Consider the following 12,415-nt stretch of genomic DNA (forward strand, 5'->3'; position numbering starts at 1 on the left):
CGACTTTACTTTTTTGGAGTAGGAAATTTTTCCAACAATAAAATCAAATATAACCTACCCATATACTCCTCACCTCTTCTATCTTTGAGATTAAAGATAAGAATATACTGGCGGAAATGTTCTAAAGAAATTGGAACCAGTTTATGGTTCAGGTTTTCTGGTGGTAATATATCAATATCGTAACGTCCTAGTCTCATTTCTGTAATTAGTTTTCCAGCGATCTGGTTTGCAAATTCCATCATAATGGAAGCCGAATGAGAGCGAGAAGTAGGATCAATTTGAAAGGCTTTGGCAATTTTTGGGAGGAGTTTTAGTTTTGTATATCCATCTAATGCAAGATATACTTTTCCATTGATATCACCTACAAATTCAACTAACGTACAATTTTCAAAACAAAGGCCTTCATTTTTGGAAGGACCATATGCTTCTCTTTCTGCATAAACTAATAGAGACTTTTGAAAATGTTCCGGTAATACTTGCGAAACAGTCAGGATAAACTTCTCATCTATGAGTGGATCCATTTAAGCAGCGTGGTAGAGGATACTTTCTTCCAAAGATTTGTAAGCAGCCTTGATCCAAGTATCAAATTTGATTTCAGGAGTGGATTGTTTCGAGAAACCGAGAGCTACTTCTGATGGATACCCTAGAATATCAAGTTCTTCGATGAACTGTTTAAAAAATTCAGAAAAATCATCGAGTTTGTCATTGGAAATGATACTTGCATATAAATGGTCTTCCAATTGATACAAACCTAAACCAAGGACCGCATTCTGTTTTCCGAGAATGTTCAATCCAATGGCAATTTCTGATTGGAAGTTCGTATCAATGAATTTAAAAAGTATTAAAGTTACCTTTTCTTTAGATTCGTATGCTGACTTTGCCATTTGATAAAAGTGAGATACATTAAATAGTTTTGTGATAGGATGTTTGGTTACTTTTGTATATTCTCTTTTGGTCATTATCTTTTCAGATATGATGTTTGACTTTTCCCAAAAGGATTGTATATCCGATTCGTTCCAAGATTCTTTTGTAGAAAAACATAAAAAACCAAATAAATGTGCATTCATTGTAAGAGGAATGTATAACTTCCGTTTGTCGAAAGAAATAGCAGGAAGTAAGTCTTTGATTCTTCCTTCTTCATATTCTTCCCATTCTACAGGATTGTCATCGGTTTCCACCATCATCCCCGTTTTTTGCCAATAACATTCCTTAAACTCTTTTTCATCATAATAAAAATATTGGATTGAGGTAAGTTTCTCCGTAAAAAACGGAAAAGGAAAGTCTTTTACCGTTTCCGAAAATACGGCCCTTGTTTCTGAATGAATTGATTCTCTTGCAAGTAAAACAGGATCTTTTTTCCAAAGAATATCTTTTGGTTTTGGTTCCGCGTTAGAGGGTTCGATTGGCAAAGCAGATTCGGTATCAAAAACAATATCTGGTTTTGTTTTTGTTTCTAATAGCACACTTGCATCTGCATTGGAATGAGATAAATCAGAATAGGAATCCTGTTTTTGGAAATCCAAACTATATAGAAAGAGTGTGAGTAGTAAACAGGAAACGGTGAGCAGGGTGAAACTCACCCAGGAGAAATAAAAAGTATATTGAAGGATGACACCAATGATAAAAAAAATTGTGGGAATTGTATATCGTTTCATCGTTACTTAGCCGTTACTCAATATAACGGGTAAAATGGGGATTCGCTGTACTGATTTTCCCTTTCCGCTAGGGGCAAATGAAACTCTATTCCGAATTGGCCGAATACTATTTTACCATTGAAGAAGCTAGCCGTAAGTTTTCGGAAGAAATCCTTTTCCTACGAGATACATTTAAGCGACATAAAATACATACTGTTTTGGATATCGGTTGTGGGACAGGGGAACATATCAAGGAACTCCAAGGAATGGGTTTCAAACCACTCGGAGTGGACGGTTCTCCAAGGATGTTGGAGATTGCCAAGGCTCGGTTTCCCCATTGCCAATTTGAACTTGGAAAAATGGAAGCCTATGTCGCAAAACAACCTGTAGATGCAGTGATTTGTTTGTATGGAACCTTCAATTATCTCATTAACGATGATTTGGTTCAAAATTTCCTACGTAATTGTTATAAAAATTTGAAACAGGCTGGGCTGTTGGTTTTGGAAATTTGGAATGCCGATCCCATCCATCGGATCAAAAGAAAACCCATCACAACAGTGAGTAACGTGCGCCAAGGGGCGACATCCATTCGTAGGAATCGAGGTTTTCGATTAACAAGAGCAGATGATGTTGCCATTGTAGAAGTGAATTATGTGTATAATCTAAATCAGAAGGATTTAAAAGACAAACATACAATGCGTGTCTTTCATTTTCCGCAAGTTCGAAATTTCTTAGACGATAATAAGTTTGATGTTCTACATGTTTATAGCAACTACGACGGTGAAAAATATATAAAAACCGGCGCAAGGATGCTCATCGTAGCCAAAAAGAGGTCTTGACTTTCCTTTTTTCGTACGGTATCCCAATCTATTGGGAGAACCTATGTCTAGTCCAAACCATTTCCAAGTCATCGTTATTGGAGGAGGGCCCGGCGGTTATGTCGCTGCCATCCGTGCTGCACAATTAGGATTACAAACTTGTATTGTGGAACGTGAAAAACTCGGCGGAGTTTGTTTGAACTGGGGTTGTATTCCCACCAAAGCTTTGTTAGAAAGTGCTCATGTTTTGGAACATTTAAAACATGCAGCCAGTTTCGGTTTGTCTTGTGAAAATATCAAGGCAGATTTTGATGCTGTGATCAAACGTTCTCGTTCTGTGGCAGACCAAATGGCCAAAGGTGTTGAGTTTCTCATGAAGAAAAACAAAATTACCGTGGTGAATGGTGAGGCAAGTTTCCAAAATTCCAAAACCATCCAGGTTAGGCCGAGTGCAGGAGAACCTTCCACTTTTACTGCCGATTTTTTTATATTAGCGGTGGGTGCAAAAAACAAAGCTCTCCCATTTTTACCTTTTGACGGAAAACGCGTGTTATCTGCTAGGGATGCAATGATCGAACCGAAAGTCATTACAAACCTTGCCATCATTGGGGCTGGTGCGATTGGCGTGGAGTTTGCCGATTTTTATGCAATTATGGGATCTAAGGTCACAATCATTGAATTTCAAGACCATTTACTTCCCAATGAAGATTTGGAAATTTCGGGAGTTTTGGAAAGAAGTTTTAAAAAGCGCGGGATAGAGCAGTATTTGAGTTTTGGTGTGGAAAGTGCATCCGTTACTGATGCGGGAGTAGAACTTACCTTACAAGATCGTAAATCGGCAAAAAAAGAAAAATTGAACTTTGATAAGGTGATTGTTGGGGTGGGAATTACACCTAACACTAACAATATTGGTTTAGATGAAATTGGAATCAAATTAAAAAATGGATTTGTGGATTTTGTTGGAAACTACCGTTCGACTGTGGATCATATCTATGCCATTGGGGATTGTATTGTTACACCAGCTCTTGCCCATGTGGCCAGTGCCGAAGGAATCCGTGCGGCAGAGGATATTTCTGTGCGACTAGGGAACCCACACCATTTACAAATTTCAAGACTCAATTATTCCTACATACCTGGATGTACCTATTGCCACCCAGAAGTAGCAAGTGTTGGACTTACAGAAGAAAAAGCCAAAGCACAAGGTTATGAAGTCACTGTTGGAAAATTTCCGTTCACTGCCAGTGGTCGTGCCCAAGCCCAAGGGGACACAACGGGAATGGTTAAAATTGTTTCTGATAAAAAACATGGGGAAATTTTGGGTGCGCATATCATTGGGAATGGAGCAACAGAAATGATCGCAGAATTAACGCTAGGTGCCAATATGGAAATTACTGTTCGGGAGCTTGCAAACACCATTCATGCCCATCCTACTTTGTCAGAAGGAATTATGGAAAGTGCGGCGGCGGTATTAGGAGAGGCGATTAATATATAGAGGGAAAGAAAATATAGTTCATTATGGGAAAGGTTACTGTGATTGATGAAGCAATATAAATCCTGTATAGGAGTTTCTGAATTATCAAATTGGAAATTCTATTATAAGGAAACTTCAAATGGCATTTATCACTTTTTGGGATTACGAAATTCAGGAAATGAAGTTTCTTGCTATGGAGAAGGTTACGATGAAGTTCTTTCGAAATGTATCGAATTTTCAAAGGTAATGGAAAGGAAAATACAAAATCAATCATTCTAATCCTTATAATCAAATTGTTAGATGAGATTCATTTTAATTAAATGAGATATGTAAATTCTAGACCAAAAGAAATTGAATTCCAGAAATTAATTCGTAAGAAATTGGCAAAAGATTTACTTTCATTCGGATACAAAATTATTTATGACAATAATAAATTAAAACTATCTGATGATAGAAGTTGGGTATTCAAAATAGTCTTCAAAGGTAATGACACCATAGAAATTTTTAATGACGACTGGCGCGATTACACTGAGTTCTTTCGTATTAAAATAAATAATTTGGAGCAAAAATTTATTCGCATTTCGAAGGATAGTGATTTGAGTGAAGAACTCGAAAAACTGAAAAATCTAATATCAGACAATTCTTAATCTGCATTGTAATATACATAATATTTGAGAATTAAACTAATTGTTCTGTTTTGTGCGCCACTCCTCTTGCTTGTTCAAACGTTCTTACAGTTCTCAACATTTGCTTGGGAACACGTAAATGTTGAAATAAAATTGGAAAAGCTCTGCAAAAAAATACAAATCTTTCTAAAGACTCAATTGTATATGTTTTTCAAATTGTAACTCTAGATAGAGAAAGATGCATCCATAAGGCATCAGAAATCAAAAACAAGAATATGAAGAAAGTAGAAGACGGGATCAAGTTAGTTTTTTCTTTGGATCATAGGTAATACACATAACAGCAGTCTAACCAGAATCCCCAGCGCCAGCGATAGTAGCGGAAATCCTTTCGCAGGAGCGAAAGATTGGAGCGTATAGCGCGGTCGGTTTCACTTAGGAGTTTTGTCACCTAACCAATTCGATGCGCCCATCGCTTCTCTCTTTGAAACCTATCTCAATTTTCTTTTATCTCCAAACATCTTTTCATCCAATTCCAAGTTTCTTTCGGCCTTTCAAATGGAAAAAAATGTGTAAATCCTGGAAAGATTGTAACATCGGACTTGGGATTTACTTTTGCGAGAAGGTTGGCATACTTAGGGCTACAGACTTCGAATTTTTCTGGAATGGCGATATGGTTTTCTGTTTTGATACCGTAAAAGTTTTTGAAAACGTGAAAGTGTGCGTGGCCAAAGATCCTTGCTTCCACTCTTGGATCACAACAAAGTTTGACTTCTGCTTCATGGCCAGTATTTACAAAACATGAGTTGAGATAATCTTCGAAGATAGAAGGTTCAAAGTTGGCAAAGGCCGGAAATTTTCGAAAAGACCGCCTAACAAGCTCTATGGATTTAAAATGAGTTCTTCTTTTTTTTGCACCCTTTGCCAAAGGGTTTTCTAAAAATTTAGAAAGGAGGATGAGTTTCCAACCTAAGATGACGGGGTCCATGACTAATACTTTTTCAAAACGGGAAGGTTCTTTGGCTGCCGCTAAAAGAGATGAGGCTCCACCTAAAGAGTGTCCGATGATACTTGTTTTGTTAATGGATTCAAAATTGAGAAGTGCAAGGATTTGATCTCGAAACACATTCCAATTATTAAATTTTAAACTAAACTCAGAACGTCCATGACCCAAAAAGTCAGGAGCAATGACTCTGTAATGTTTTGATAATAAATTAAAATAATACTGGTAACATCCGGCACTATAACCATTGGCATGACAGAAAACGAGAACGGGACCCGGAGTTTCCGAATCTAAGTAGGCACATTCCCAGTTTCTGAACCGAAAGGATTTTTGTTTCATTTTTCTATTTGACCCTTCCCGATTTAGATCGGATTTTGTCTCTATCCCATGCAATTCCAGGTCATCCTCTTCTTCTGTATAGCCGTATTCTTTAATGCATTGGCTAATATTTTAATCAAATCCTCATCCTTACAAGACCAAACAAAAACATTGTCAGGTGGTCTTTGGGAAACAATCTTTACGGTGTTTAATCCTTATTTTATCGGTGGACTCGCCAGTTTTGGTTTAGCCTTACTTGGGTATCGATATGTTTTGGGGAAGGGGTTGAAACTCTCACTTGCTTATCCAGTATTCACTTCCAGTGGTTTTATCATTGTCCTCATTGCCTCTTCTCTTTTTTTTAAAGAGCGGTTGAATCTGACACAATGGTTGGGGATTGCATTTATATTGATCGGTGTTTGGCTTACCGCCTTGCAGATGTTTGATGTTAAATCTTGAAACCTAAATCCAATTCTAACAAACGAATATTTTTACTATTTTTCTTTCCCTTTCTTTTCATTTTTCTTTGTAAAAAATCGGATCCGGGACTTGGTTCGGGGTCTGACTCTATTGCTTTAAAACCTCGTCCCAATGTTCTTTGGATTGTGATTGATTCCCTTCGGGGAGATATCATTGGTCGCTATGGCGTTACACCTAACTTAGATTTGTTCAAAGAAAATGCCATTACCTTCCAATACCATTTAGTAAACGCAGCTTGGACAAGACCATCGACATTAGTATTTTTCACTGGTAAGTATGCTTCTGCCAACCCTGTTAATTTTTGGGACTATCCAACTACCAGGTCAGAAGTAGAAGCATTTTATCGGACTGAAAAATACCCATTGCCTAAACTACTCAAAGAAAATTCCTTTGGTACATATATGGTCGGGAACAACCCTTTTTTAACAGATAAATTTGGACTTGGGGTAGATGTCGGCTTTGATTTGTTATACGATTTTTCCAATTATAACGAAGATACAAAAAAAATTACAAAAAAAACTTTTGAAGTATTGAAAGAAATTTCATCCGATAAAAAACCTTTTTTCCTGTTTTTAAATTATAACGATCCGCACAAACCATACACTCCACCTCCGGGATTCACAGCTCGTATTCAAACGAAAGAAGTTTTAGATGAAAAGAAAACAAACTATCTTGGAGAAGTAGCCTTTGTCGATGAGGAACTTGGAAAAGTCTTTGATGAGTTAAAAGATAAAAATCTTTGGGATAACACGATGATTCTCATCACGGCTGACCACGGTGAGGTGATGCATTCTGCTCATGCAATTTCTCCGTTTACTGGAACCAATACATATTATGGGCATGGCCAGGATTTGTTTTTGGAAAATATCCATGTTCCGCTTCTAGTTAAGTTACCAAACGAAACCAAAAAACAATCTATAAGTGCAATGACAAGGTCGATTGATTTATATCCAACGATTTTGGATTATATTGGATTGACAGTTCCTAAATCTGTACAAGGTAAATCACTTAGATCCTTGATTGAAAATAAAGAAACCACCAAACGGACGTATTATGGAGAGACCAGATTTACGCAAGGGTATGGGGAAGGATCCGAGTTTCTATTGCAAAGGTCCTACCGGTTTCATGAGCTTGGAAAATTTTGGCAAGGATCTGTAGGGAGTGAATTCTATTTATATTTGGATTCAAAAAAAGATCCCAATCAGGAAAATCCATTAAGAATTGCGAATATAGCTACGATCAAAGGTATGAAACTACAGCCGGATCTGGAAAAGAAAATCATTCGGTTTTGGAAACAAATTCGATCAATGGAACCCAAACTACCGTTATATCATCTTTCCATCCATCCAGAATCAAAGGATACAGAAATTCAAATTCGGATACCCAGTGGAACCATACGTATGGCATCCTACCCCGAGGATGTTCTTTTGGAAGAAAAAGGAAAGTTGGTACAAATCCAAACCAAACGAATGGATCCCTTTGAAATCAGTTTTGAGGTGTATCCAGATGTGAGTTCACCTGAAATTACAGTCTGGTTTTCTAAACAACAAATTCCAAAATCGGACATTTTTACGGGTTACTTCGGAGTGAGTTTAGCATCTTGTAGGTCCAACTGTGATTTGTTATATGAAACCGGACCGAAAAGACCAGTCATCACTCCCAAAGCAAAAGTTTATTTTTGGAAAGAGGGTGGACAAAAAAAATCTTATTCTTCGAAACAAGAATTAGGAACCGATGCTTTAGAGATTTTAAAGAAACAAGGATACGTACAATAGTTGATTGTGATTTGAATTAATCGTTGTCCTGATTCGTAACAGATACATTCGGCAAAGTTTCCCCATTAAACCCACTCCCTCCACCACTAAGGGACCCAAATAAAATTGAATACACTAAATTTCCGTCGGTCAGAAAATCATCGACTCCTGATAGAACAACATTTTGGTATGTATTCCAATCACTGGATGTAAACACTAAACTAGAAACAGAACTTGTCCCTTCCGCAACATTCGAACTAGAGACGGGTATGGTAACATTAGAGATAGGTCTTGCACGCAAACGCACTTGGAATCTAGATTGGCCACCAAATTCTGTAGTGATTAAGTTAGGTGAAGTGACAAGTCCCCCTGAACTATTGGCTGAAGTTCCGCAGGCATTCATAGGATTTGGATCTATACAAGGAACAATATCGTAGATATAGTTGATATGAGTGGCGGAGATGGAAAGAGGGGTGAGGGCAGTATAAATAGCAGAAGGTGTAAAGCCGGTGCCTGTTTCTCCTGAGGTCACTGCAGAGGCAATGGTATAACTTACGTCACCAGTAGCGGCCGTATCAAGTCCCGTCACAGTGACCAGTTGGCCTGAACCAAAATTACTTGGTGTGAAGGTGAGAGTTCCCGTAGGGAAACTTACGAGTCCGCCAGGAGTTGTGTTAAAGTTCACTGTGATGTTCGTTGTGGGTTGTGAGTCCAAATGGATGTAAAATTCAGAGGATGCACCTGATTGTGAAGTGATCACTGTGGCAGGTGTAAATCCAGAGGTTGTGATTCCAGCACTGTCATTATCATTCAAAGTGAGCATAGGGTAATTCGATGATGGGTAAGGATTTACACCATTATAAAAGCCATCGGTAGAAGAAAGGACACCCACAACAATCGGACATGATACATTTCCATCATCGACTGCATCATCATTTGGCGTCACCAAGACTGTGTTGTGTGGCCCGATAGTATTCCAATTGGCGCTGGTGATAGTGAGGGAACTTGTTGAAATAGAAAATTGAGGGACACTTGGTGCGACAATCAACTGGCAAGGAAAAGTTGTCGTTACCGAAACGGGAACTGTGACATCATCTGTTGGCGCTTGGCTGAGAAGTACATAAATGGGAAAGGTCGCAGAATTTTCAGCCCGAGTCATATTCGTGGGAGTGACAACAGTTACTGGGTTTTCTGATGTGCTGTAGTTGACAAGTGTAACCGTGTCCCCAGTGCTTCCTACAAAACTAACATACCATGACGGCATTGAACCAGTCTCTGTTCCATTTACTGTTACCGAATAACTTATATTTCCATCACTCAAAACATCGGAGACTCCTTGAATTTCCACAGGAACCGAGGTGCTCCAGTTGGTTTCATCAAAGATATATTGTTTGGAGCTAACGGGCGTTCCTCCATCATTGATCATTCCTTCTGTTGCATCGGAGGTGGCGATAGTTACAGTGACTTGGTTTCCCGGAATGGGGCGACTTCCTAACCTCAGGCTATACATCGCCGATTGGCCCGACTCTGTTGTGAAGTAAGGTTGTCCAGAGTCCAAAGTGAATAAAATATTTGGGGACGGGTTGTCATCGTCTGTAATGTTAATCGTGATATCAGAAGGATTCATCCCTTCATAGTCTGTTCCCGACCCTGATATTGCACCTAACGTAAGCGTATGAGTCCTTGTGTTTATTTCATTGATGGAATCATTTGCAACAATGACAGTTACTGTTTGGGTTGTTGAAAAGTTTGTATGTGTGAAAGTCAAACTAGCAGGAGAAAACGTGTATTGTACTGTGTCTGGTAAGTTAAAAGTTTCGCCCGAGATGGGGATGGTAACGGAACCTGAGGCACAAGCAGCTAAATTACCGGGAGTGTCGCAGGGTGCTGAATTCAAACGAACTGTAAAGGTTCCATCACTTCCGCCTTCCGTAAGATTTAGTGTGTTGGATGAAATTGTAAAACCAGCTGTATCATTATCGGTGATGGTGATCACCAAATCACCGCTAGCTTCTGTATAACCTGGAAGAGTTCCTGTGGGAAAAAGTCCGGTGAAGTAAGAGCCACTCGCTTGTGGGATATGAATGGTGACTGGAATATTTCCATCATCAAAGGAGTCTGAAACAGAACGAACTGTGACCACTTGGACTACATCCCAACCACTATCACTGGTGTTCCCGGAATAATTAGCAGGTTGTCCGTTTGTGGGGGTAAAGGTAAGAGTTCTGGATGCAGCAACACCAGAAGAACTATTGAGTAAAACCGCTTCAGTTCCATCAGAAGAAGTGATTGGCCCAATCGTCACATTGGCATTCGGCTTTAAAGAAAGTCTGATTTCGAATGTGATGGTAGAAGTTCCATTTTCTAACATTGAAGATGCGGATAAGTTTTGGATACGAACCAAAGGTTCATTGCTATCCGTATTAATGGCAGTCACAGCAGGGATTGCGGTCGAATTGTACTTTGTATCGGCCGATGTTGAATTTCCAAAAGAGATATTTACATTTTGATCTCCATCATCAACTCCATCTAACACAGAAGTGATGGTGACGGTTTGCGGGGTGTTCCAATTCCCTGCAGTAAAACTCAAAGAAGCCGGAGACACAGTTATTTCGGAAGTATTACTGGATGTGATGCTTGGAATACTCACTGTGTTTGTTGGTTGAGAATTCAATACTACTGTAAAGGTTTCTGTCGAAGGAGTTCCATTTTCATGGACCACGAGACCCCCTACAGGAGTGACAGTAAATCCTGCTGTGTCATCATCTGTTACTAAAATAGTCACAGATGATGGAGGCGATACTGAATTATAAACAGGATCGGCAGACCCACCCGTATCAACTGATCCAAACTGCAATGTGACAGTCCTTGTGTCCTCATCAATGGCATTGTTATTAGTGGTAATGTTGACATACTGGTCTACATTCCAATTTGCATTTGTAAAAACTAAGTTGGTAGTACTGCTATTAGTGATGGCATTGTTTTCAGATATTCCTGTGAGTGTTACGGTAAACCCTGGAGGAGGTTGGGACAAAAGATGGATGGCAAAAGAAAGGTTACCTCCATTTTCAGAAATGGTCAAACTACCAGGGGATGTCAGAACAAATCCAGGAATATCATCATCGGTATTGGTTACAGAAGGAAAAACTGGACCCGCCAAACCATTGTAATCTGTGTCGGCAGAAGTGGCTGCCCCAGCAACTATCGATACAGTTTTTGGACCATCTACGATAAATTCGTTTACCCCAGTGACAGTGACTATTTTCGGTGTAAACCATTCACTCGGTGCAAAGGTTAGTGAAGATGGAGAAGCTGTACCTTCCGAACTAGGGGTGGCAACAATAGAAGGAATTGTAACAGAATTTGTCGGTAATGTATTCATCACAATCCCAAAACTCACAGCGCCCCCAGCTTCTGTCGTTGTCAGTCCTGACAAATTGATAACAGTAAACCCAGCTACATCATCATCGACATTGGTTCCTGTAATGATAGGGATTGGCTTACCCATATAAGCTGGGTCATTCGAAACTGTGGGATCGGCAGAGATTTGAAACGTACTATCATCTACACTAAAATCATCCACACCCGTAACGGTCACAGTTTGTGGCACATTCCAATTGTTAGGTGTAAATACAAGTTCTACTGCAGCGACAGTTGCTTCTGTTGTATCATTAGAAACAAAATTTCTGATGGTTACATCTTGCATTGGTCTTGTTTGTAATACATAAGCAATAGTACCGGTTTCTCCTGTTTCCGAAGTGATGAGTCCAAAAGCTGGGCTTGCTGCCACACCGGAAGATTCATCGTCAGTATTAACAACGAGTAAAACAGGAAGTCCTTGTGCAGAAAATCTGATATCGGAAGTTAATGTGGTCCCTAATTGGACTCTATAGTTTTGATTTCCATCAGCAATTAAATCATCTATACCCGCCAAACGAATGCTCTGTGGTATATCCCAATTGTCTTCTGTAAAATCTAGAAAAGTTTGCGACAAAAGTACACCCTCAGTGGGATCAGAGACAGTGATTGGGCCAATTCTTACTGAACTGTTTGGCTCTATGTTCAAACGAACTGTGAATTCTGCTTGTCTTCCATTTTCACTCGTGAATAAAAAATTTGGAGCTTCGTAAATGACAGAACCTTGCCCGGTTGTGGAAACAAAGAAAGAACCGAATAACATCTGCAAATTCAGCGGTGTGATGGACTGGCAAGAAATGGTAAAGGTGGAGGAGAGGAGGATCATGATGGAAATACAAACTCTGAACATGATTTCCTTTTGTCCTCGTATCGCACCCATTTAGGGTTCTCCCTCTA

At 39.2% G+C, this 12,415-nt stretch carries 10 protein-coding genes; 6 read left to right on the top strand and 4 right to left on the bottom strand.

Going from position 1 to position 12,415, the window contains the following annotated elements:
* Positions 1–5: 5 nt before the first annotated feature.
* Both CLV96_RS13655 and CLV96_RS13660 read right to left on the bottom strand, forming a co-directional pair.
* Complete coding sequence (locus CLV96_RS13655; protein WP_004785323.1) at positions 6–521, bottom strand: chemotaxis protein CheX; 516 nt, start codon at positions 519–521, stop codon at positions 6–8.
* Positions 522–1,655 carry a hypothetical protein gene (locus CLV96_RS13660; protein WP_004784058.1) on the bottom strand — a complete coding sequence of 378 codons (1,134 nt, stop codon included), beginning with the start codon at positions 1,653–1,655 and terminating at the stop codon, positions 522–524. It abuts the gene before it with no gap.
* A gap of 77 nt (positions 1,656–1,732) precedes the next feature.
* On the opposite strand from CLV96_RS13660, the gene CLV96_RS13665 reads away from it, so the two are divergent.
* The 4 genes from CLV96_RS13665 to CLV96_RS20015 all read left to right on the top strand — a co-directional run bounded on the left by CLV96_RS13665 (position 1,733) and on the right by CLV96_RS20015 (position 4,878).
* The gene (locus tag CLV96_RS13665) at positions 1,733–2,473 is read left to right on the top strand and encodes a class I SAM-dependent DNA methyltransferase (protein ID WP_004787383.1); all 741 of its coding nucleotides are present in this window, start codon (positions 1,733–1,735) and stop codon (positions 2,471–2,473) included.
* Between the two features lie 43 nt (positions 2,474–2,516).
* Positions 2,517–3,944 (top strand): dihydrolipoyl dehydrogenase, encoded by a 1,428-nt coding sequence (gene lpdA, locus CLV96_RS13670; RefSeq protein WP_004785901.1) that lies wholly within the window; start codon positions 2,517–2,519, stop codon positions 3,942–3,944.
* Between the two features lie 299 nt (positions 3,945–4,243).
* Positions 4,244–4,570: a hypothetical protein gene (locus CLV96_RS13680; RefSeq protein ID WP_020776277.1), complete on the top strand. Its 327-nt coding sequence runs from the start codon at positions 4,244–4,246 to the stop codon at positions 4,568–4,570.
* 143 nt (positions 4,571–4,713) lie between these two features.
* Positions 4,714–4,878, top strand: a complete 165-nt coding sequence (locus tag CLV96_RS20015) for a type II toxin-antitoxin system PemK/MazF family toxin (protein WP_265370177.1) — start codon at positions 4,714–4,716, stop codon at positions 4,876–4,878.
* 164 nt (positions 4,879–5,042) lie between these two features.
* On the opposite strand, the gene CLV96_RS13690 is transcribed toward CLV96_RS20015, so the two are convergent.
* On the bottom strand, positions 5,043–5,942 hold the full coding sequence (locus tag CLV96_RS13690; protein ID WP_004787446.1) for an alpha/beta fold hydrolase: 900 nt from the start codon (positions 5,940–5,942) through the stop codon (positions 5,043–5,045).
* On the opposite strand from CLV96_RS13690, the gene CLV96_RS13695 reads away from it, so the two are divergent.
* Complete coding sequence (locus CLV96_RS13695) at positions 5,937–6,326, top strand: DMT family transporter (protein WP_004785703.1); 390 nt, start codon at positions 5,937–5,939, stop codon at positions 6,324–6,326. The two genes, CLV96_RS13690 and CLV96_RS13695, sit on opposite strands and share 6 nt — an antisense overlap.
* Positions 6,323–8,122 carry a sulfatase gene (locus CLV96_RS13700; RefSeq protein WP_004786386.1) on the top strand — a complete coding sequence of 600 codons (1,800 nt, stop codon included), beginning with the start codon at positions 6,323–6,325 and terminating at the stop codon, positions 8,120–8,122. The genes CLV96_RS13695 and CLV96_RS13700 overlap by 4 nt, the downstream gene beginning before the upstream one ends.
* A gap of 16 nt (positions 8,123–8,138) precedes the next feature.
* On the opposite strand, the gene CLV96_RS13705 is transcribed toward CLV96_RS13700, so the two are convergent.
* A complete protein-coding gene (locus CLV96_RS13705) occupies positions 8,139–12,398 on the bottom strand; it encodes a beta strand repeat-containing protein (protein WP_004785245.1) in 4,260 nt (1,419 codons plus the stop codon).
* Positions 12,399–12,415 lie beyond the last annotated feature (17 nt).

It is taken from the genome of Leptospira meyeri, from assembly GCF_004368965.1.
GTDB lineage: Bacteria > Spirochaetota > Leptospiria > Leptospirales > Leptospiraceae > Leptospira_A > Leptospira_A meyeri.